The organism is Nocardia sp. NPDC055029, from assembly GCF_053608525.1.
The window spans coordinates 248,472-271,998 of the sequence record NZ_JBSGVQ010000002.1; the positions used below are offsets into that span (position 1 = coordinate 248,472).

Consider the following 23,527-nt stretch of genomic DNA (forward strand, 5'->3'; position numbering starts at 1 on the left):
GTCTATCGCTGAGCGAACCTCTCCCGCAGGGCGTCGGCGATGGTGCGCAGGGCCTGATCGTCGGTCATTCGCCAGTGGGTCGCGTCGACGCGGTGATTGTCGACCGATCCCGTGACGGCTGCGGTCCAGGACGAGGCGCCCGATGTTCCCGTCGGATCATCTTGGGCCGCAGTGAAATAGGTGATGTCGCCGTCGAACGGGCGGGGCCGGTAGGCGGCGTCGAGGGCGACCGAGGCGATCGCCGCGTCCACGATCCGTTCGAGACGCGCCGCGTCCAGGGACACCTGCGGTGCGGACTGCTCGCACAGCTCCCTGGCGAACTGGCGCAGATCGAGCGAGGCGTCGATGTCCCGGTCGGCGGCGCGGTCGCCGGCGAACCCGCCGAGCAGATCGGCCGCGGTGACCGTGGTCGCGACACCGGTCGACGCGACGGTCAGCCTGCTGTCCAGCATGGCCAGCACGGCGACCTGTTCGCCCTCGTCCTGCAGTTGCACCGCCATGGCGTGGGCGATCACCCCACCGAGGGACCAGCCGAGCAGGTGGTACGGCCCCTCGGCCTGGACTTCACGGATCTGCTTGACGTAGAGCTTGGCCCATTCCTCGATCGAATCCGGCAGTGGCTCTGCCGAACTCAATGCCGGTGACTGCAGACCGTAGAGCGGGCGATCCGGGTCGAGATGGGCCGCGAGCCCGCTGAACGACCACGCGACACCGCCGATGGGGTGGATGCAGAACAGCGGTTCGCGCGTTCCGGCGGTGCGCAACGGCAGCAGGACGTCGAACGCCGCGTCGGTGCCCGCGCTGTCGGCACCGCCCGCGCGCAGCGCCGCGACGATGCCCGCCGGTGTCGGTGTGGTGAAGACCCAGGTGACCGGGATCGTCGCGGCGACCGCCTCGCTCAGCTGCGCGGCCAGGCGGGTGGCGCTGAGCGAGGTGCCGCCGAGTTCGAAGAAGTGGTCGTCCAAGCCGACACGATCCAGGTGCAGGACGTCGGCGAACATGTCGCAGACGGTCCGCTCGATCGCGGTCTCGGGCTCGCGGAAGGTACGGGTGGCGAGGTCGGGCGCGGGCAGGGCGGCGCGGTCGAGCTTGCCGACATGGGTGAGCGGGACCTGGTCGAGGACCATGATCGTGGCAGGCACCATGTGCGAGGGCAAGGCCTGAGCCACCCAGTCGACGAGCTCGTCGACGACCAGCTCCCGGCCCGGCGCGGCGACCACATAGGACACCAGCACCGTGGCGCCCGCCTGGTTCTCCCTGCCCACGGTGACGGCGAAACCGACATCGTGGTGTCCGGCGAGAACCGCGTCGATCTCCCCGAGTTCGATCCGGAACCCACGGATCTTCAGCTGGAAGTCGGTGCGCCCGCGGTACTCGAGTTCCCCGTCGGCATTCCACGCCGCCAGGTCACCCGTGCGATACAGGCGTGCACCCGCACGGAAGGGATTGGCCACGAAGCGTTCTGCCGTGAGGTCCGGTCGGCCCAGGTACCCGGAGGCCAGCTGGGTGCCGGCGAGATACAGCTCACCCGGCACCCCCGCGGGCACCGGTCGCAACCGCGAATCGAGCACGTAGACCTGACTGTTCCAGACCGGCTTGCCGATCGGGATCTCGCCGGTGTCCGCGGTGCGGACCCGATGGCTGGTGATCGAGACGGCCGCCTCGGTCGGCCCGTACACGTTGAACAGTGCGGTGCCCGGGGTCGCGGCCTCGAACCGGCGGGCCAGCGCCACCGGCAGTGTTTCGCCGATGGCCAGCACGCGGCGCAGCGAGGTCGGCAGCGCCACGGTCAGCAGGGCATCCAGCATCGAGGGCACGGCGTGCAGAGTGGTCACGTTCTCTCGCCGCGTCAGCTCGGCGAGGTAGGCCGGATCCCGATGGCCCTCGGGCGCGGCGATCACCAGGCGTCCACCGCACACCGCCGCCGACCAGAATTCCCACACCGACAGGTCGAAGGTCGCGGCCGTCTTCAGCAGCACGGCATCGGTCGCGGTGAGCCCGAATTCCTTGGTCTTCCAGCGCAACTGGTTCACGATCGCGCTGTGGGACACCGCCACGCCCTTCGGGCGGCCGGTCGATCCCGAGGTGAAGATGACATAAGCCGTGTTCGCCGGGCGCAGTGGCGCGAGGCGGTCGCGGTCGGTGAGCGGGGCGTCGCTGTGGTGCGACAGTTCGATCTGCTCGACGGACAGGACCGGGGTGCCGGCTGCTGTGAACCCGGTGTCGGCGTTGGTGAGTACGAGCACCGGTGCCGCGGTGTCGAGGATGTACTGCGAGCGTGCCGCCGGTTGGGCGGGGTCGATCGGCAGGTAGGCACCGCCCGCGGTGCTGACCGCGTACATCGCGACGACCAGATCGACCGATCGCCGCATGGCCAGCGCCACCCGGGACTCCGGTCCCACACCCGCCGTGACCAGGTACCGCGCCAGGCGGTTCACGCGGGCCTCGAGTTCGGCGTAGGTCCAGCGTGCACCGTCTGCCACGAGCGCGACCGCATCCGGCGTGGAAGCCACGGTGGCGGACAGTAGCGACGCCAGCGTCGCGTCCGGATTCGTCTGTCGCGCAGTGCGATTCCAGGTGTCGAGGATCCGGGCGCGTTCGGCAGGGGCGAGCAGACCGATCGTGTGGACGGGTGCACCGGGGGCGGCCAGGACGGCATCGACGAACCGGGTGAGCCGGTCGAGGAAGCCACGGACGGTGGCGGCGTCGAACAGGTCGGTGGCAAAGGTGCAGTAGCCGCTGATCCCGGCCGGGGAGCCGTCGGTGTCGTAGCGGTCGGCCAGGATCAGGTGCAGATCGAACTGCGAGAGCTCGCGGTCCAGTTCCACCGACGAGACGCTGATGCCGGGCAGGTCCATCCGCACCTCGGCCAGATTCTGGAACGACAGGCCGACCTGGAACAGGGGGTGCCTGGCGGTGGAGCGGGCCGGATTGAGCACCTCCACCAGGCGCTCGAACGGGACGTCGGCATGGGCGAACGCCTGCAGGTCGATCTCGCGCTGGCGGGTCAGCAGCTCGGCGAAGCTCGCGTCGCCGTCGACCTGGGTGCGGAAGACCAGCGTGTTGACGAACATGCCGATCAGATCGTCGAGTTCGGCCTCACCACGTCCGGCGACAGGCGTGCCGATGGCGATATCGGTGGTGCCCGACAGTCCGGCGAGGACGACCGCCAGCGCGGTGTGCACGGCCATGAACAGGGTCGCCCCGTGTACCCGGGCCAGCTCGACGAGGGCGGCGTGGGTGGCGGCGTCGATGGTCAGTGGCACCCGGCCGCCCGCGTAGGACTGGATCGGCGGTCGCGGCCGGTCCCGGGGGAGCTCGAGCTGATCGGGCAGACCCGCGAGTGCCTGCTGCCAGTAGGCGATCTGGCTCGCGGACATCGAGGCGGGATCGGCTTCGTCGCCGAGTAGCGCCTGCTGCCACACCGCGTAGTCGGCGTATTGCAGGGCCAGCGGTTCCCAGGCGGGTGCCGTGCCCTGGACGCGGGCGCTGTAGGCCGTCACCAGATCACGGGTGAGCGGGCCGCCGGAGAAACCGTCACCGGCGATGTGGTGGACCGTCATGGCCAGGACGAAGTCCTGCGGTGCGAGCTCGAACAGGGTGGCCCGCAACGGCACCTCACCGGTGACATCGAAGACCGTCGAAACCAAGTGCGCGACTGCTGTGTCCACGTCCTCGGCCGTGCCTGCTTGCATCCGGGGCACGTCGGGGTGATCCGGTGGCAGGACGACCTGCACCGGTGTGTGATCGACGACCGGATACACCGTGCGCAGGATCTCGTGTCGCGCGACGACATCGGTGAACGCTTGCCGTAGCGCGGCAGTGTCGAGCGCGCCGGTCAACCGCAGCACGACGGGAATGTTGTAGGCGGCGGTACGGGTGTCGAACCGGTTCAGGAACCACATGCGCTGCTGGGCGGGCGAGAGCGGGAGCCGCTCCGGTCGCGACTGCGCCCGCAGGGCAGGGCGGCGGGCCGTGCGGGTCAGCCGGGCGATTTCCCTGGCGCACTCGGCGACCGTGGGAGCCGCGAACAACACGCGCACCGGCACCCTGAGGTCGACGGCGGCGCCGAGCCGCGCGGTCAACCGGGTGGCCAGCAGTGAATTGCCGCCCCGGTCGAAGAAGTTGTCGTCGGCGCCGACACGTTCGGCGCCGAGCACCTCGGCGAAGACCTCGGCGACGGTCCGTTCCAGCTCGGTCGACGGCGCCCGGTAGGGGCGGGCCGCGAAGACCGGTGCGGGGAGGGCTTTGCGGTCGAGTTTGCCTGCCGAGGACAGCGGGATCCGGTCCAGCACGACCACTGCCGCCGGGACCATGTGCGCGGGCAGCATCGACGACGACCACCGCGTCACCGCACCGGGATCGATGTCGCGGCCGGTCACATACGACACCAGCACGGTGTCACCGGCGGGGTTCTGCGCACCGACGGTGACCGCGAAACCGACCTGCGGGTGCCGCGAGAGAACAGCGTCGATTTCACCCGGCTCGATCCGGAAACCCCGGATCTTGACCTGGAAATCGGTCCGCCCGAGGTACTCCAGTTCATAGGAGCCCGTCCCGGCGCCACGCACCCACCGGACCTGATCGCCGGTACGGTACATGCGCTCGCCCGGTGCACCCCACGGGTCGGCGACGAACCGGTCCGCGGTCGCGGCGCTGCGTCCGCGATACCCGCGCGCGAGGGCGGGACCCGCCAGATACAGCTCACCGGTGGCGCCGACGGGTACCGGATGCAACCGGCCGTCCAGGACGACGGCCCGCATCCCCGGCACGGGGCGGCCGATCGAAATACGTTGTCCGGCACGCAGCGTCGCGTAGGTCGCGCCGATGGTCGCCTCGGTCGGGCCGTAGCCGTTGAGGAAGTAGCGGCCGGGCTGCCAGGTCGCGAGCAGTTCGGCGGTGGTGGCCTCGCCGCCCGCGGAGACACACACCAGGTCCGGCAGGCCTGCCGGGTCGAGGGTGCCGAGCAGCGCGGGGGTGATGATCGTGTGGGTCACCCGTTCGGTGCGCAGCAGGTCGTCCAGTTCGGCGCCGCCGACGGTGTCGGGCGGGGCGATGACCAGGGTGGCGCCGCGGTGGAAGGCGGTGCCGATCTCCTCGATCGACTGGTCGAAGCTGGGCGAGCACACGTGCAGCATCCGGTGGTCGTGCCGCAGCCCCATCAGGTTCGCCGAGTGCGCGATCAGCGCGCCGAGTCCGGCGTGGGTGACCGAGACACCCTTGGGCACACCGGTGGAACCGGAGGTGTAGATCACGTACGCCGCGTGGTCGCGGCGCAGTGACGCTCGGCGGTCCCGGTTGCGCACCGGGGTCGAGGCCTTGGCGTCGATACGCGAACGCACGGCCGGGTCGTCGAGGACCAGCCAGCGCACCGATCCGGCGAGGCCGTGCTCGCGGGCGGCCACGGTGATGCCCACCGTCGCACCGGAGTCGTCGAGCATGTGCCGGACCCGGTCGGCGGGATAGTTCGGGTCGACCGGCAGGTACACCCCGCCCGCTTTCGCGACGGCCCAGAACGCCAGGATCGACTCGTAGCTGCGGGGAATCGCCGACGCGACCACGGTTTCCGGGCCGGCACCGTCGGCGATCAGGACGCGCGCCAAGCGAGAGGACGCCTCGTCGAGCTCGCCGTAGGTGACGGTTCGCCCGTTGTCGCGCACCGCGATGCGGTGCTGTCCGTAGCCGGTGCCGCGGACCAGGAGTTCGGGCAGGGTGCCGGTCGCGGGCGGTGTCGCGCCGTCACCGATCCGGGTCAGGAACGCCGATTCTGTCTGGTTCGACAGCGGCAGATCACCGACCGGTGTCTCGGGCCGCCGTGCGGCCGCGTTCAGCAGGCGGACGAGACGCTGACCGAAGGTGCCGGCCGCGTGATCGTCGAAGAGTGTTCGCGCGAAGGAAATCTCGACGGACATGCCTGCGTCGCCGTCGAGCACCGCCACGACGAGGTCGGCGTCATCGGTCGGCAGGTCGCCGACGACGAAAGACACCTGTCCCAGCGACCCCTGCTCGGCACCGAGCAGGATAACCAGGTCGGCGAGGGAGATTCCGGCATGGGCCAGGCCCTCGGACTCGGCGCGGTGAGCCGGGGCAAGCAGGTCGACGAATCGGGTGGCCGGGTCCACCTGGGTACGCAGCACCAAGTCGGAGCCGCTGGACGTCGTCCCGCCGATCACGATGTCACCGGTTCCGGTCAGCCGCGCGAGCAGCACGGCCAGCGTCGTGCGCACCAGTGCCGACCAGGTCACACCGGAGGACGCGGTGAGCAAGCGCAGGTCACGGTGCACCGAGGACGGGATCGGCAGCTGTACCCGGCCGCGCCCGTCGGGCTGCTTGTCCTCGCCGTGCCGATCCATGGGCAGCGCGAGCCTGCCGGGCAGGTCTGCCAGTGTCCGCCGCCAGTACCTCGATCGGGTGATCGGGTCGGTCGCGGCGGAGCGCAGCCGCTGCGCGATGGCCGTCACGGTGGTGTCCGGTGTGGCGATCAGGTCGTCGATGACCGTGCGGAGCCGGTCGGTGACGGCCTGCGCGGTGGCATCGGCGACGAGATCGCGGCGGTACTTGATCTGCACCTGGGTGCGCGCGCCGAGGAACACCAGGATCGTGATCGGGTAGTGGGTGTGGTCGGCGCCGCGCAGGTCGTCGACGCTCAGGTCGTCGAGTGCGGCGCCCGCCTGCCGCAGACCGTCGACGTCGACGGGGAAGGACTCGAAAGCGAGCATGGTGTCGAACAATTCACCGAGCCCCGCGACCCGCTGGATCGCGCCAAGCCCGAGATGGTGATGATCCAGCAGCGACGCCTGCTCGGCCTGCACCGCGCGGATCAGCTCACCGACCGTGCCGGTGGCATCGATGCGGACCCGCACCGGCACCGCGTCGACGAACAGGCCGATCATGTCGCCGACACCGTCGAGATGCGGTGGCCGGCCGGACACGGTGGCGCCGAACACGACATCGTCGCTGCCGGTGCTCGCGGCGACGACCAGACCCCACGCCGTCTGGAAGACGGTATTCGGCGTCACCTCCGCGGCGGCGGCGAACGCGGTGAGCTCGCCGGTCCGGTCGGTGTCGAGCTCGAACTCGCACAGACCGAAACCGTCACCGGAGGCGGGCGGCCACGTCAGTTCCGGCGCGAGCACGGTCGGGCGCACCCCGGCCAGCACCTCGGACCACGCGCGTTCCGCGGCCGCACGGTCCTGGCGGGTCAGCCATTCGAGGTAGTCGCGGTAGGGCCGCACCGGCGGCAGCACCGCCGCGTCGCCGTTCGTCGCGTACAGGACGAGCAGTTCCTTCATCAGCAATGGCATGGACCAGCCGTCGAGCAGGATGTGATGCCCGGTCAGGACGAGATGGTTACGCCCGGAACCGGTGGCGTACACCGTGAATCGCAGCAGGGGCGCGATCGCCGGATCGAAACCCGCGTGCTGGTCGGCTGCCAGCAGGGCGGGCAGATCGGTGTCGGCGACATCGCCGACGATCCGCAACGGCGCCTCGATCGAGTCGGCCACCAGCTGCACCGGTGTGCCGTCGGGCGCGGTGACGAACGCGGAGCGCAGGTTGGCGTGCCGGGCCAGGACGGTCCTGGCGGCGCGGCGCAGCCGGTCGATGTCCAGCTCGCCGGTCAGGTCGGCGACGAGCTGGATGACGTAGGCGTGCACCGACTCGTCGAGCAGTTCGCCCAGGGCCAGCAGGGAGTGCTGCAGCGGGGACAGCGGTAGCACGTCCACCAGTCCCGGGTGGCTGCGGCGCCAGGTGTCGAGGTCGGACTGCGATACCCGCACCAGCGGAACGTCGGAGGGGGTGAGCCCGCCTGCGTCCGGGTGCCGGGTGTGCTCGGCGAGTGCCGCGAGGCGGTGCGTCCACTCGTCGGCCAGTTCTCGTACCGCGGGCTCGTCGAGAATGCCGGTGGCGTAGCGGAAGCTCGCCTGTAGTCGCAGACCGGACTCGGTGTTGACGGCGATGGCGTTGATGTCGAGGACCGCGCTCGCGGGCAGGGTGGGGTCGTAATCGACGTCGATATCGCCGAGCTCGGCGGTGGGCAGCCAGGCGGTGTCGCCCGAGGGCTGGGTGGCCGTGGTGGCGCGGCCCAGGTAGTTGAAGCCGATCTGGCCGATATCGCCGATTAGTCGGCTCCGGGTATCGGGATTGTGGCGGAGGAGGCCGAAACCGATGCCGTTGTCGGGCACCGCCAGCAGCTGTTCCTTGACCGTGCGCACCGTCGCAGCGAGCCCGTCGTCGGTGGCGGCGACGCCGGACAGGTCGACGACGACGGGGTAGACGCTGGTGAACCAGCCGACGGTGCGCGTCAGATCGGCGCCGGGGACCGTGTCTTCCGCGCGCCCGTGCCCTTCGAGCCGGATACGGAGAGTGTCGGCGTCGACGCCGCGCCGGGAACGCCAGTCGCGCACGGCGAGGGCCAGGGCGGCGAGCAGGGCGTGGTCTGCGCCCGCCCGGTACTGGGCGGGCAGGGTCGTGAGCAGCGATTCGGTGACCTCGACCGGTACCTGCACCGTGATCGACCGCATGGTCGACTCGGTGTCGAGCACGCGGTCCAGCGCGCGTTCGCCGAGCAGCGGGTCCGGAGTGGAGATGACCTGTCGCCAGTAGCCGAGTTCGGCGGTGCGGTCCGCCGCTGCCAGACCGTGCGACCAGCGGCGGAACGAGGTGCCGACAGGCGGCAGCGAGATCTCTTGTCCCGCAGCGTAGTGCGCCCAGGCGACGACCAGGTCGGGGAGCAGGATCCGCCAGGACACGCCGTCGATGACGTAGTGGTGGGCGGCCACCGCGAGCACATCGCGTGCGCCGTGCCTGCGCACCCAGGTGAAGGCGATCATCCGCGCGTCCGCGGGATCGAGCGACGACAATGCGGAATCCATTGCGGCGCTGCCGATCCGGGTCAGCTCAGTGCCGTCCGCGTCGGCCGCGTCGAGTTCGGAAACCAGCGAGTTCGCGTCGACGGCGTCGGCAGGCAACACCTCGAGCTGCCACCGGTCGCCGTCGGGTCGCAGGCGGGAACGCAGCATGTCGTGGTGACGCAGCACCGCGGCAATGGTGGCGACCAGACCGGTTCGATCGATGTCATCGGGCAGCGCCAGGACCATGGTCTGAGCGAACCGGTCACTGGATCCGCCGGTCAGGAACTCGGCCAGCACCGGGGTCACCGCGACCTCGCCGACGCCACCGCCCGCCAGCTCCGCCAGAATCGGCGCGGAAGGACTGTCGAGCGCGGCGATCTCGGCCAGTTTCGCCACGGTGCGGTGCTCGAACACCTCCCGCGTCGTGAAGACGATGCCCGCCGCCCTGGCGAGCGAGACCAGCTGGATCGACAGAATGCTGTCGCCACCGATCGCGAAGAACGAATCGTGGACGCCGACCGACGGCACGCCGAGTACACGGGCGAACAGATCCGCCAGGCGCGTCTCCAGTTCCCCCAGCGGTGCACGGGCCGCCGCGGTCACGGCGACGGGTTCCGGTAGTGCCTTGCGGTCGAGCTTGCCGTTGGAGGTCAGCGGCATAGCGTCGAGTACCACGATCGCCGAGGGCACCAGGTGGGCAGGCAGGCAGTGCGTGGCGTACTCGGTGAGCGTGGCCGGATCGGCCGTACGGTCCTGCGCGGCAAGGACATAGGACACCAGGGTCGTCGACCCGGATGCCGTCGTCCGGCCCACCGTCACCGCGGATTCGACGTCCGCGTGGCCGGCGAGCACGGCATCGACTTCGCCCGGCTCGATGCGGAACCCGCGCACTTTGAGCTGGGTGTCGGCGCGACCCAGGTAGTCGAGCTCGCCGTTGCGCAGGCGCACCAGATCACCCGTGCGATACATCCGCGCCCCGGGGACGCCCCAGGGGTCGGCGACGAATCGGGACGCGGTCATCCCAGGCTGGTTTCGGTAGCCGCGGGCCAGCGCGTTCCGGGCCAGATACAGCTCGCCGATGACGCCCGGCGCGACCGGGTTCAACCGGGCGTCCAGCACCATCGCCGAGGTCGACTGCACCGGAGCGCCGATCGTGATGCGATGTCCGGCAACGAGTTCGGCATAGGAGGAGATGATCGTGGTCTCGGTGGGGCCGTAGCCGTTGAGGTAGCGGCGACCCGGCTGCCATTTCGCCAGCAGCTCGGGCGTGGTCACGTCACCGCCGACCGACACGAGCTCGAGCTGGTCCAGTCCGGCCGGGTCCAGCGTGCCGAGCACGGCGGGGGTGATGATCGCGTGTGTGACGGACTCGCCGGCCAGGACCTCGGCGAGTTCGACGCCACCGACGATCTCGGCGGGCACGACAACCAGCGTCGCCCCGGTGGCGAACGCGCACAGCCACTCGAGCACCGACGGGTCGAAGCAAGGCGAGCAGATGTGCAGGAAACGGTGATCCGACGTGAGCTCGTAGCGGCGGACCGCCTCGTCCACGAGATCGCCCAACCCTGAATGGGTCACCGTGACACCCTTGGGCAGACCCGTAGAGCCCGAGGTGTAGATGACATAGGCGGGGTGCTGCACCCGCAGCGGCGCGAGACGGTCCGCATCGGTGACAGGTGTGGCGGCGTGCGCGGCACAGGCCAGTGCGACCGCGGGGTCGTCGAGCCTCAGCCAATCCACGCCATCAGGCAGACGGTCCTCATGTTCGGTCGCGGTGATGCCGAACGCGGCTCCCGAATCGGCGACCAGATGCCCGAGACGCTGCGCGGGATAGCCGGGGTCCATCGGCACGTGGATGCCACCAGCCTTCGCGATCGCCAGCGCGGTGACAACCATGTCCGAAGACCTCGGTAGGGCAACGGCGACAGCGACTTCCGGTCCGACACCACGGGCGATCAGCTCGCGGGCCAGCCGCGATGTCTGTGCGTCCAGTTCGCCATAGGTGATCGAGCGGCCGCGGTGCCGGATCGCGATCCGATCCTGGCCCAGCCCGACACCACGCGACATCAGGTCAGGGAACAATTCAGCGGGTTCAGGGCAGGCGGGTCGCGCGGTCAGGGCCGCGAACTCACCGGCGCTGAGCATCGTGAGCTCACCGACCACCGTGTGTGGCTGCGCCGTCACGGCCATCAGCACACGCAGTAGCCGGTCGGCGAAAATCGATACCGTGTTCCGGTCGAACAGTGCACCGGCGAAGGCGAACTCGGCGTCGAGACCGCCCTCCGGGTTCGTGTGCCAGCTCAGCACGAGATCGGATTGCGCCGGCACCGGCCGCGCCTCGGGCACCATCATGACCCGCACGTCCGGTGCGCTCATGGCCGTCAATTCCGCCGACGACAGCCCCGGCCGAGCGAAGGCTTGCCAGGCGACCTCGGTGGCGTCGGAGAGCAATTCGTCGAAGCGCGCGCCGCCCGGCACCGGTAGTCGGAGCACCACCGTCCGCGCATCCGGCACCTGCGGGCACGGGGTGCCGATCGCGATGTCCTGGCTGCCGGACAGCCGCGCGAGCAGGACCGCGAAGGCCGCATGGACGACGGAGAACACCGTGGTGTCGTGCGCATCGGCGACCTCACCCAGCCGCCGGTGCAGAACGGCCGACATCGCGAAACCGACACGCTCGTCGGCCTTCACCGGCAAGGCGGGACGCGGACGGTCTGCCGGAAGGTTCAATTCCGCGGGCAGGTCCGCGAGCACGGCACGCCAGTACGCGGTCCGCGCGAGCGGGTCATCGCGCTGGGCCAGGGTGTCGAGGAGCTCGGCGACGGTTCGGTCCGGTGTCTCGACGATCGCATCGAGGATCACGCGTAATCGCTGGGCCAACGCTCGCGCGATATCGTCGCCGATCGTGTCGAGCCGATACTGCAGGCCGACCCGGATTCCGTCGCCCACCTCGACCCCGACCGCCACCGGATAGTGCGTGGCATTGGCGGCCTGGACGTCGACGATCTCCAACCCGTCGATCGCCCCGTGCGCACGCCGCATCCCCTCGGTATCAACCGGGTAGGACTCGTACGCCATCAGCGTGTCGAACAGCTCACCCGCACCCGCGGCCCGCTGGATATCGGTCAGCCCCAGATGGTGACCGTCGAGCAGCGCGACCTGCTCGGACTGCAACCGCGACAGCAGTACGCGCAGCGATGCGTCACCGTCGAACCGGACACGCACCGGGACGGTGTTCGCGAAAAGGCCGACCATGCCGTCGATTCCGTCGAGCTGCGGCGGCCGTCCCGACACCACAGCGCCGAACAGCACGTCATCGCGACCGACCGCCCCGGCCAGCACGAGCCCCCACGCCGCCTGGAACAGCGTGTTGACCGTGACATCGCCGGCCGCCGCGCACGCCGTCAGAACCTCGGCCTCGGCCGATGACAGCTCCAGAGTGGACATCCCGTAACCGGTTGCGTGCTCGGCAGGCGGTGCGACCGCGGCCGTCAGCACAGTGGGCTCGTGCCCGGACAAGGCCTCGCACCAACCCGCCAACGCGGCGGAACGATCCTGACCGTCCAGCCACGCGAGATAGTCGCGGTAGGGCCGGACCCGCGGCAGCACCGCAGGCCCGCCGTCGGTCGCGTAGCAGATCAGCAGTTCCTGCATCAGCAACGGCATCGACCATCCGTCGACGAGCAGATGGTGGGCGGTCAGCACCAGATGCATGCCGCCGTCGGCGCGGCGATACACGGTGAACCGGAGCAGAGGCGCCGACGACAGGTCGAAGCCGATCCGCGTCTCCGCCGCCAGGAATGCCTCGGCGTCGGCCTCGACGGTGTCGACGATCCGCCACGGAACCGTCACATCCTCGGCGACGAAACCGACCGGCGTACCCGTCGCCGCGGAACCGAACGACGTGCGCAGGATCGCGTGCCGGTCGAGAACGGCCTGCGCCGCCCGCCGCAAGCGATCGATATCCACCGCGCCCGCCAGCTCGACAGCCAACTGGACCAGATACGGATCCGCAGGCGAAACCTGCGCGAGGAACAACAATCCGAGCTGCAACGGCGCCAACGGCAACACATCACTCAACCCGGGACGTTCACGCTGCCAGATGTCCAGTTCCGCTTGGGTGACCCGCACCAGTGGAACATCGGCGGGGGACAGGCCACCGGCCGCCGGATCACGCAGATGATCGGCCAGAACCGTCAGCGCCGCCGTCCAGCAGTCGGCCAGCTCCCGCACCGACGCCTCGTCGATGATCCCCGACGCGTAGGAGAACGACGCCCGCAACTCCACACCGGCGTCGGTGCCGGTGGCCAGTGCGTTGATGTCGACCACGGCGGCCGCGGGCAGCGCGGGATCCTGCTCCGCCGCGGGCTCGCCCCAGTCGGCGGTGGGCAGCCACCCGGCATCGGCGAACGTCTCCGCCACCTCGCCTGCCGACACACGACCCAGGTAATTGAAGCCGACCTGGCCGAGCGCACCACCCAGCGCGGCCGCGGACTCGCTGTCCAGATGCCGCAGCATGCCGAAGCCGATGCCCTTGTGCGGCACCGCCAACAGCTGCTCCTTGATCGCCTTGACCACCGCGGCGGTAGCCTCGCCACCGCGCCACGCGGCCTCGGCATCGATCCCGCTCAGATCGAGAGCGACCGGATACATGCTGGTGAACCAGCCGACCGTCCGCGTCAGATCCGCGCCGTCGACCACCGAGGTCTCACGGCCATGACCTTCCAGACGGACCCGCGTCGCCGGCGCATCGACCCCACGGCGGGCCCGCCACAGACGCACCGCCAGCGCCAGCGCGGCCAGCAACCCGTCTTCGGCGCCCGCGCGATACAGCGTCGGCAATTCCGTCAGTACCGCCTGCGTGACATCGGCGGGCACCGTGACGCTGAAAGTCCGCACGGTGGGCGCGGTATCGACGGCAGCATCCAGCGGCCGGTCACCGAGCAGCGGATCGGGAACCGCCAGAGTGCGCTGCCAATGGTCGAGCTCGTCGCGGCGACTCGCCGCCGCGTCGGACAGCGCGTGCGCCCATCGGCGCAACGAGGTCCCCACCGCAGGCAACACGATCGGCTGCCCGGCCGAATACTGCGCCCACGCGGCGACCAAGTCCGACAACAGGATTCGCCAGGAAACACCGTCGATCACCGCGTGATTCGCCGCGACGATCAACCCGTCCTGACCGTCCTCCCGTGACAGCCACCCGAAGGCGATCATCCGGGAGTTCTGCGGGTCCAGCGCGGCGAGCGCGGAATCCATCGCGGCCGCGGCGACATCGGCGAGCTCATCTTCGGTCCGGCCCGCCGGGATATCGGTGCGGGTGAGCAGCCCGTTCACGTCCACAGCGCCCGGCGGCAGCGTCTCCAGCAGCCAACGCCCGTCGACCTCCCGCAGACGAGCACGCAGCATGTCGTGATGATCGACCACCGCGGCAAGGGTGCTCAGCACACCGTCCCGGTCGATGCCGACAGGCAAGGCCAGCACCATCTGCTGACTGAACCGGCCGAAAACCCGCCCGCCCGCCAGCGAGCCAGCCAGCACCGGGGTCAGTGGAATCTCACCCACACCACCACCCGCCAACTCCGGCAGCGCGGGCGCCTGCTCGCCACCCAGCACCGCCACCCGCGCCAGCCCGGCGACGGTCCGCTGCGCGAACACATCCTGCGGAGTGAACGAGATACCCGCCGCCCGCGCCCGCGTCACCAGCTGGATGGACAGAATGCTGTCCCCGCCCGACGCGAAGAACGAATCCTCGGCACCGATCTGCTCCACACCCAGCACCTGGGCGAACAACTCCGCGATCCGGGTCTCGACCGGACCCTCCGGGGCCCGCGACCCGACCGCACCGAACACCGGTGCGGGCAGCGCAGCGCGATCGAGCTTTCCGTTGGGCGTCAGCGGGATCTCGTCCAGCACCACGATGACGGTGGGCACCATATGACCGGGCAGAGACGTCCCGGCGAAACGGGCCACCTCCTCGGTATCGACCGAAACACCCTGGCGGGGCAGCACATACGACACCAGCACCGTCGCACCGGAGTCCGCTGTCACTCCCATGGTGACGGCGTACTCGAGGTCCGGATGCGAAGTGAGCGCCGTATCGATCTCGCCGAGTTCGATACGGAACCCGCGGATCTTCACCTGGAAATCGGAACGGCCGAGATATTCGAGCTCACCGCCCGGCGTGCGGCGAACCAGGTCACCGGTCCGGTACATCCGCGACCCCGCCGCACCCGCGAACGGCGCCGCGACGAACCGATCCGCGGTGAGCCCCGGCCTGCCCAGATAACTCTGGGCAAGCGCGGGACCCGACAGATACAACTCGCCCGCGACGCCCGCGGGAACCGGCCGCAACCGCGAATCCAGCACCATCGCACCGACCCCGGCGAAGGCCGAACCGATCGTGATGGGCTGTCCCGGCAGCAACTCGGCGCTGCCGGTCGCCAGGATAGTGGCCTCGGTCGGTCCGTACCCGTTGAAGAAGGCCCGGCCGCCGACCGCCCACCGATCCACGAGAGCAGGGCCGAACGCGTCACCCGCGACGACAACGACCCGCAACGCATCCAGCCCGTGCGCATCGACGGACTCCAGCGCCGCCGGGGTGATCAGCACATGGGTCACCCGTTCCCGGCGCAACAGCACGGCCAGATCGGAACCACCGAACACCGTCGGGGGAGAGACCACCAGCGTGGCGCCGGAATTGAAGGTCAGCAGCAGCTCGAGCACCGAGACATCGAAGTTCGGCGAGCACACATGCAGCACCCTGGCGTCCGCGTCGACCGAATAGCGCTCCCGCGCCGCCGCGACCAAGGCACCCAAACCGGTGTGGGTGACGACCACGCCCTTGGGGCGACCGGTCGACCCCGACGTGTAGATGACGTAGGCCGGATGCTGATCGGTCAACGGACGCACCCGGTCGACATAGGAGATCGGGTGCGCGGGACGCGCCGCGATCCGCTCCCGGTGCGGCGCGGCATCGATCTCGACCCACTCGATCCCGTCGCCCAGCGCCTGCCGGTGCGCCGAGCAGGTGAGACCGAGCACCGCGCCGGAGTCGGCGACCAGGTAGGCGATCCGGTCCGCGGGCAGCGCCGGGTCGACCGGAACATAGGCGGCGCCGGTCTTGGCCACCGCCCATACGGCGAGCACCGACTCGATCGAACGGGTGAAACCCAGCGCGACGACATCGCCCGGACCGACCCCGCGGTCCAGCAAATCCCTGGCCAGCCGCGACGAGGACTCGTCGAGCTCGGTATAGGTGAGCTCGCGCCGCGCACCGCCGTCAGGGGAGAAGGTGATCGCGATGGCGTCGGCCGCGGTGTCGACGGCAGCGGTCAGCAGCTGCGAGAAGAGGGGAGTACTCGACTTGCGGTTGCCCCGACCTCGCGATGCACGACGCACTTCAACCATCCGGGTACAACATCCTTCACACGTCCGGCCCACATCTCTGCGATGACCCACGAACCCTGTCGGATTCTGGGCCTACCGGGTGGTGGACCAGTGTCGAACAAGCAAGAAGGAGTCGATATCGGGGCGTTCGGCGACCATGACACCACACGTCACGCTGTCACGACCACACAATCGGTGCGCGCACCGACGTCGAGCGCACTCTGCCGCTGAAATTTGTGCGCATGGCACAATATCGTCGACAGTTTTTGTTCAACGGACGGAGCGCCACCCGTGGCGACATACGGATCACTGGTGTGGGTCGGTCAGGCGCTGGGTCCACAGACCGTATCGATCACCGACGACCTCATCCGGGTGACCGAGCAGATGATCCCGGTCACCGACATCGCCTTCGACCTCGCCGAGATGCGCGCCGCCAGCATCGCCGAGAACATCGCCCTCGTGCAGTATGTCCTGGCCAACAATATCGATCCGGCCACCGTCGCCCCACCCGCGGGCGCCGCGGCCTACGCCCAGCGCCTCGCCCGGCGCGGCGTACCGCTGACCGTGCTCCTGCGCGCCTACGGGCTGGGGCAATACCGGATGCTGGACGCGGCCATCGGACTGATCCTCGCCGTGCCGAGCACCGACCAGGCCGCCCGGATCGCGGAGCTGCTCCGATTCGCGGGCACCTACCTGGACCGCCTCAACTCCTCGATGGGCCGAATCTACGAGACCGAACGCGATCGCTGGCTCAGCAGCCGCCAAGCGGCCCGCCAGCAGTGGATCACCCGGCTCCTCGACGGCGACGACATCGACCTCCCCGCCGCCGAAGCAGCGCTGGGCTACCGCCTCGACCGACAGCACCTGGCGGCCGAGGTATGGACGCAGGCGGGCGCCGCCGGCGCGGACGCCGCGCGCGCTCTCGAGCTGACACGCCAGCTGATCGCCGCGACCCTCCCCGGCGGCGGCACCGACATGGTCGCGACCACCGGCGACCGCGACATGCGGGTGTGGGTTCCCGCCGAGGAGTTCTCGCTCGACCGGCTCACCGACCAGATCAAGGCCGCCGGCCTGCCCGTGCGCGTCGCCTTCGGATCCGTCGGCGGGGGAGTACCGGGATTCCGGCGCACGGCCCGCAGCGCGGCGCGGGCGAAGGCACTGGCCGTGGCCGCCGGGCAGTCCGCACCCGCCGTCATCGATTTCGACGCGGTCGCGCCCTTCGCGCTCCTGGCCGACGAGCCGGAGGAACTCGCCGATCTCGTCCACCGCGTCCTCGGACCGCTCGCGGTCGACAACGCCAAGACCGAACTACTGCGCCACACCCTGGAAGTGTTTCTCGCCGAAAGCGGCAGTTACTCACGCACCGCCCGGGTACTCCAGGTCCATCGCAACACCGTCCAATACCGCATCCAGCAACTCACCGGCCGGTACGGAATCGCTGTGGACACAGACAACTTCGAGCTCCGCTTCGCCCTCGGGGTGTGCCGCTGGTACCGCCACGTGCTCACCGCACCGATCTGAGTCCGCGCGGTTTGTGCCCGCCGCACAGACTCACAGCCGACGAAGCCCGCGCATGACCTGCAGGAAGGGAACCGACGCACCCAGGCCCGTCCGCAAGCTCGGATGCATGGGACTCAAATTCATGGCCACGGCGTACCGCACACCGTGATCGCGGCGCTCGACCATCTGCTCCAGAATCTCGGCGGGCGTGCCGACGACGAAAACCTCGCGTACCAGCGACGGCGGCACCAGCTTCGCGTAGGCGAGCGCCGTTTCCTCGTCGATGGTCTGGGGGAGTATGTCCTGGAGACCACTGAACGTCGGGCCGAGTGGATGCTCGACGCCATGCCGCCTCCACATCCCGGCCGGCGCGACCAGAGACATCGCTCGCGGCACCACGGCTCCCATCAACTCGTCGACTTCGGCCGGACTGCGGCCGACCAGCATCCAGAAGTAGGCAGCCGGAAGGATCGCCGACGGGTCACGGCCGGCATCCGACGCGGCGCTCCGCACGAGATCGAGCTTCTCCGCGTATTCCTTCGGCAGCTGCGGAAACGCGGGGCACCAGGCGTCGCCGTACTGTCCGGTGGCCCGCAGCATCCGAGGCCCGTGCGCACCGATCCAGATCTCGGGCCGGGTGCCCTTGTACGGCGGAACGTCGAAGACCGCATCATGGAGAGGGAAGTACTCCGAGTCCCGGCTGACCGGTTCGCCGCCGGAATCCCACAGGCAGCGGATCGTGGCCACCGCTTCCACGAACCGGGCCACCGGCTTCGACCAGTCCACCCCGTACGGCTCGTTTCCCTCGCGCTCACCCGGACCGATCCCGAGAATCGCGCGCCCACGGCTCAACAGGTGCAGTGATGCCGCCGCCTGCGCGGTCACCGCCGGATTCCGACGGCCGGCGTCGGTGACCGCGACACCGAGCCGCTTACGGGCGACACGATTGCGAGCAGCGAGGTAGCCGAGAACCGTCCACGGCTCGTAAAAGGCGTTCGCCTTGTCCGCGAGCCGTGCACCGCCGACATACTTCGGCTGCCAGATCGAAGCGGGAAAGGCAGCGATCAGATGATCCGGCATCCACAGCGAGTCGCAACCCGCGGCAATCGCGAGCATCTGACTATTCCGCAGCAGAAAGTCGGGGAGGAAGCGCGGCACCATTCCAGGGTCCGCCAAACCTGTACGAAACCCATGAGTCATGCATTCATTGTGCGACGAAGTCGACTGCTGGGGTAGAGGCGTATCCGACCGTTACTTGACATAATGTGCATTATCGGCGTTTGAACGAAAGCGGTCAGGTGAGGTTTTCGGATGTTTTTGCAGTGCGTGCTGTGTTGCAGTGTGCGCCAATCACTGTCGCGTCGGCGCCGGAGCGTCCACGACCGTGTTGCGTGCGCGCGCGACCGTTCGTTCTCCGCTGACGCAGGCGCTTCGGCGATCTGACGACGAATTGAGCGATTTTCGACGCCGAGTCAATTGACGACCGCTCATGATGAATGTTCGAATCGGCCGATCTGGGGCCCGGAATGCACACGAATTGCCGAATCCGAGGAATCGGAGGCCCGGGCTCGACACTCCCCCTCCACTTCCCCAGCCCCACTAATTCGTCACTGTGACGAATTAGTGGGGCTGGGGAAGGAACTCAGGAGTAGTTGAATTCCTCGCCCTGGATCAGTGCGTCGCCGAACATGTGCGCGACCGCCAAGAGATCGTCGGCGATGCCTTGAAGGGTCTTCGCCGCCGCGCCGGTGCGGAGGATGCTCGCGCGCAGCAGTCGCCCGTCGGGCGAGGAATCGGCGAGGATGTCACGTATTGCGGCCAGTCCGGCAGAGCAGCCACTGGCGTTGGTGGCATGGCACAGCGCGGTCAAGGATCGTAGGTGTTCGGTCAACAGGATCGCGCCGACCGAGCCCGCCCATCGGTTGCGCTGACCGGCCACTGCGTTGCGTTGGACCGTGGGTGCCGGCACTCGTGCGCACTCTTCGAGCTCGGCGACTACTCGTCTGCCGACGGTTTCGACCGAGGCGATCGATGCGCCCGCGGCCACGAGGTAGTGGTCGAACTCGGCACGTGCTGTCGGATCCTCGCCGATCACGCCCTCGACCAGGGCGTCGAGACAACGCATCGACGCGGTCAATCGGTCGGCGACAGTGACGCACTGGCTGACCACTCCAAGTGCGTGCTGGTGCACGCGGTAGGGACGATTCTGCATTCGAGCATTGAATCATGTTGCGGCACAATCGATTACAAAACAGGCGAGTCGAACTCTGTCGATCGTGTCGTGTATGGGATGCCGCGTCGTCGCCCCGCCGCCTGCGGGCAGTTTGCGGGGTCGTCGGTCGGCATCGGTCTGCGTCATCGCCTCCATGCCCGTCGCGTTACATGAGAGTTTGCTGAGACTTCGCGGAGGAGTTGGTGTGCTTCGTCACATGACTGCTACCTTGTTACTCGCGAGTACCGCGTACCCGGATGGCTGGGCAAGCGCCCAGTATCCCTGATCACGCGGGATCTCGCGGAAGGACAGCGGTGTCCGTCCCAACCTAGGAGAAAGCTAATTCTTCACAGGCGTGTGGTTCACCTTCGACGTGCCTGTTTCAGGAGATCATCGTGTATGTCGATAGAAGTGTGCATCTCGCACCTCGAATATCGAGGATGGCTCGGGTAACGCCGAACCAGCTCGCCAGGTGACTCGGACAATGGTGGAGAGTCCCGGTTTGCGTGTGCCTCCGCAGTACGGTCCGTTTCTGTCACCGCAGGATCTGCTGCGTGCGGTCAGTGGATCCACCGACAGTGATTGCCCGCTGGCGCAGTGGGCGGGAACGCTGGGATCGTTGTACCGAGCGTGGCTCGGTGACCCGTCCGCCGACATAATTCGCCGGCAAGTCGCGGGCGTCGTCCACGAGATCGATGCGTGGATCGCCGCGCAGCTTCCCCGGCCGCGGGCCGGGACGCCCCGGGGAACCGATTCGGTGGGCGGAGTGATCGCGCGGGTCGCGGAAGCCTCGGCATGCGCGCATTGGGCCCTGCACCATATGGAGGATGCCGTCCAGCGTCACCGAGCCTGGGATCACCTCGCGGAGATGCGCGAGGGCTATGAGGACCTGGTGTTGCTGGCACTGGGTGGCTTGATCAGATTGCCCAAGTCCTGGCCCGGAATCAGCTGGCTGGCCGGCGTCACGGGGAAGTAGCGCGCGACTGTTGACCTCGAGCAAAGTTGTGGTCGTAGCATCACCGCCATGACGGGTACGGCGACGGCAATCAGCGGCACCTGGCGGGAACTACTTGGCCCGAAATACCTCGCGGCCTCGACAGTGCTGGCCGGTGGCGTGGGACTGTACGCCACCAACGAATTTCTGACGATCAGCCTGCTGCCGAGCACCGTGGCCGAAATCGGCGGCCAGCGCCTCTACGCGTGGGTGACCACCGTGTACCTGGTCGCCTCCGTCATTGCCGCCACCACGGTGAGTGCGACGCTGGCCCGGCTGGGGGCCCGATGGTCGTATCTGGTGGGGCTGACCGTGTTCGGTCTCGGCACCTCGATGTGTGCGATGGCACCGACGATGGAGTTCCTGCTGGCGGGACGGACCGTCCAGGGCGCGGCAGGCGGCATGATCGCGGGCCTGGGCTATTCGGTGATCAACTCGGCTCTTCCGCAGACCTTGTGGACGAAAGCCTCAGCGCTCGTCTCGGCGATGTGGGGAGTCGGCACGCTGCTGGGCCCAGCGGCCGGCGGTTTGTTCGCGCAATCCAGTTCGTGGCGTTGGGCTTTCGGGGCACTGCTGATCCTGACCGGACTCATCGCGGCGCTGGTGCCGTTCGCTCTGCCTGCACGCACGGGCGAGCCACCGCGAAAACCGGACCGGATCCCGGTGTGGTCGCTGCTCCTGCTCGCCTCGGCCGCGTTGGCGATCAGCGTCGCGGCCCTCCCCCGCAATGTCGGCTGGACGGTGGCACTGCTCGTCGTCGGGGCAGGCTTTGTCGGCGCGTTCATCGCCGTCGATCGCCGGGCGACGGCAGCTGTGTTGCCACCTACCGCATTTCGGCCCGGCCCATTGAAGTGGGTCTATCTGACGCTCGGCATGCTCATGGCCGCCACCATGGTCGACATGTACGTGCCCTACTTCGGTCAGCGGCTCGCGCATCTCACGCCCGTGGCGGCGGGCTTCCTCGGAGTGGCACTGGCTGTCGGGTGGACGATGAGTGAGATCGTCAGTGCGTCGGTGACGGGCCCGCGAGCGATCGTTCGGATCGTCGCCTTGGCACCACTGGTCATGGCGGTCGGTTTGATGTCGGCGGCGGTCGGCCAGGTCGACAACGCCTCGGCAGGGGTCGTTGCCGACTGGGTGCTGGCACTGCTGCTCACCGGTGCCGGCATCGGTATGGCGTGGCCGCACCTTTCGGCGTGGGCGATGGGCGGTGTCGACGACCCCGGCGAAGGTGGCAGGGCCGCCGCGGCGATCAACACCGTTCAGCTGGTCTGCGGTGCTTTCGGCGCGGGTTTGGCCGGGGTGGTGGTGAACGCGACCGATGCGGGCGGCGCGACCCCGGCACGATGGTTGTTCGCGACGTTCGCGGTTCTCGCTGCGCTCGGCATGGTGGCGTCCATCAGGAGTGGCCGTCGAGCAGGTCGATCGGTCCCGTCGGCCGAGCTTGCTATCGAAGGGTGATGGACTGCTGGTCGTTGCCGATGATCACCTCGCCGGAGTATCCCTGCTGAGCCCAGCGGGTCCATTGCGCCGGATCGACCGTCGCGGTGGGGCCGAAGTCGGCGATGTGTGAAAGCACGAGTGTGGGGACGTCGGCGCCGGCGGCGATGGTGCCGACCTGCTGCACCGCGGTGTGTGACTCGCGCATGTGTGATTGTGCCGCGGGAGACAGGATTCCGCCCTCGGTGTTGATCGCCTCGTGGACGAGCAGTTGTGAACCGCGGGCGAGTTGGACGAGGTTCTCGGAGTTGGTGGTATCTCCGGAGAAGGTGACCGCGCCGTATTCGGTGTCGAACCGGAACGCGAACGAAGGAAATACCGGGCCGTGTGGGACCAGCGTCGCGGTGACCTGCACGTGGTCGTCGGTCATGACCGGGAACGGTGCGGTCGCCGGTGCCGTATCGGTGTAGCTGGCGCCGACCTGCGGCAGGGCGATCTCGTGGACGACCGCGATGGCCGACGTGTCCTGCAAGCCGGTGTCACGCATGAGCACGTTGTTGCTGTAGGCGAACGCCTCGTTGCATCGGCGAGTCAGATCCGCCAGGCCAGGTGTCGGATCGCCCGGGGAGGCTACGGGTGGGTCTGCTCCGCCGAAAGCGGGTGGCAGCCCACCGGCGGATCCTGGCCCGTAGACCTGTACCGGCGCCGACACGCCGTCGGCTACCCGGACATCGGTGGAGCCGCCCAGCATGAAGAAGTTGTTGTAGTCGGCCACATGGTCGGCGTGCAGGTGGGTGATGAAGATGTTCTTCAAGGCGGCGAACTTCAATCCGGCGCGGTGGTACTGCCACACCGACGATTGGCCGCAGTCGACCAGATAGACCTGGCCGTCGACAACCAGAGCCGTGGATATTCCGGTCCGATCGCCCTGCACGTAGGGCCCGGCGCGGGTTCCGAGCAGGACGACACCCAGCTTCACCGGCGACGCCGGCGCGGGCGTCGCTGTGGCGCTGACCGGTGACGTCTTGTCCGCGTTGTTCGACGAACCACATGCCGCGACTGCGAACAGTGTGGCCGCCGAACCCATCCCAGCCATCGCCGATCGACGAGTCAGGCCTCGATGTCCTTGCCCGCTGTCTGGGC

At 68.8% G+C, this 23,527-nt stretch carries 7 protein-coding genes; 3 read left to right on the plus strand and 4 right to left on the minus strand.

The window, feature by feature from the left end:
- Positions 1-2 precede the first annotated feature (2 nt).
- Positions 3-16,259 (minus strand): amino acid adenylation domain-containing protein, encoded by a 16,257-nt coding sequence (locus ACWF9G_RS03095; protein ID WP_452513282.1) that lies wholly within the window; start codon positions 16,257-16,259, stop codon positions 3-5.
- A 270-nt stretch (positions 16,260-16,529) separates the two neighbouring features.
- On the opposite strand from ACWF9G_RS03095, the gene ACWF9G_RS03100 reads away from it, so the two are divergent.
- Complete coding sequence (locus tag ACWF9G_RS03100) at positions 16,530-17,759, plus strand: PucR family transcriptional regulator (protein WP_452513284.1); 1,230 nt, start codon at positions 16,530-16,532, stop codon at positions 17,757-17,759.
- 30 nt (positions 17,760-17,789) lie between these two features.
- Here ACWF9G_RS03100 and ACWF9G_RS03105 read toward each other — a convergent pair whose 3' ends face one another.
- Positions 17,790-18,938 carry an LLM class flavin-dependent oxidoreductase gene (locus ACWF9G_RS03105; protein ID WP_452513286.1) on the minus strand — a complete coding sequence of 383 codons (1,149 nt, stop codon included), beginning with the start codon at positions 18,936-18,938 and terminating at the stop codon, positions 17,790-17,792.
- 442 nt (positions 18,939-19,380) lie between these two features.
- Positions 19,381-19,950 carry a hypothetical protein gene (locus ACWF9G_RS03110; RefSeq protein WP_379307673.1) on the minus strand — a complete coding sequence of 190 codons (570 nt, stop codon included), beginning with the start codon at positions 19,948-19,950 and terminating at the stop codon, positions 19,381-19,383.
- 502 nt (positions 19,951-20,452) lie between these two features.
- On the opposite strand from ACWF9G_RS03110, the gene ACWF9G_RS03115 reads away from it, so the two are divergent.
- Together ACWF9G_RS03115 and ACWF9G_RS03120 are read left to right on the plus strand one after the other, a co-directional pair.
- A complete protein-coding gene (locus tag ACWF9G_RS03115; RefSeq protein WP_452513288.1) occupies positions 20,453-20,926 on the plus strand; it encodes a hypothetical protein in 474 nt (157 codons plus the stop codon).
- Between the two features lie 48 nt (positions 20,927-20,974).
- The gene (locus ACWF9G_RS03120) at positions 20,975-22,405 is read left to right on the plus strand and encodes an MFS transporter (RefSeq protein ID WP_452513290.1); all 1,431 of its coding nucleotides are present in this window, start codon (positions 20,975-20,977) and stop codon (positions 22,403-22,405) included.
- Here the strand turns inward: ACWF9G_RS03120 and ACWF9G_RS03125 are convergent.
- Positions 22,392-23,480, minus strand: coding sequence for an MBL fold metallo-hydrolase (locus tag ACWF9G_RS03125; protein WP_452513292.1), 1,089 nt, complete (start codon positions 23,478-23,480; stop codon positions 22,392-22,394). The two genes, ACWF9G_RS03120 and ACWF9G_RS03125, sit on opposite strands and share 14 nt — an antisense overlap.
- Positions 23,481-23,527: the final 47 nt, after the last annotated feature.

Bases quoted from the DNA above. Each gene is read 5' to 3' on its own strand.
- ACWF9G_RS03095 (WP_452513282.1), bottom strand. From the start codon at position 16,259: ATGGTTGAAGTGCGTCGTGCATCGCGAGGTCGGGGCAACCGCAAGTCG.
- ACWF9G_RS03105 (WP_452513286.1), bottom strand. From the start codon at position 18,938: ATGACTCATGGGTTTCGTACAGGTTTGGCGGACCCTGGAATGGTGCCG.
- ACWF9G_RS03110 (WP_379307673.1), bottom strand. From the start codon at position 19,950: ATGCAGAATCGTCCCTACCGCGTGCACCAGCACGCACTTGGAGTGGTC.
- ACWF9G_RS03120 (WP_452513290.1), top strand. From the start codon at position 20,975: ATGACGGGTACGGCGACGGCAATCAGCGGCACCTGGCGGGAACTACTT.
- ACWF9G_RS03125 (WP_452513292.1), bottom strand. From the start codon at position 23,480: ATGGCTGGGATGGGTTCGGCGGCCACACTGTTCGCAGTCGCGGCATGT.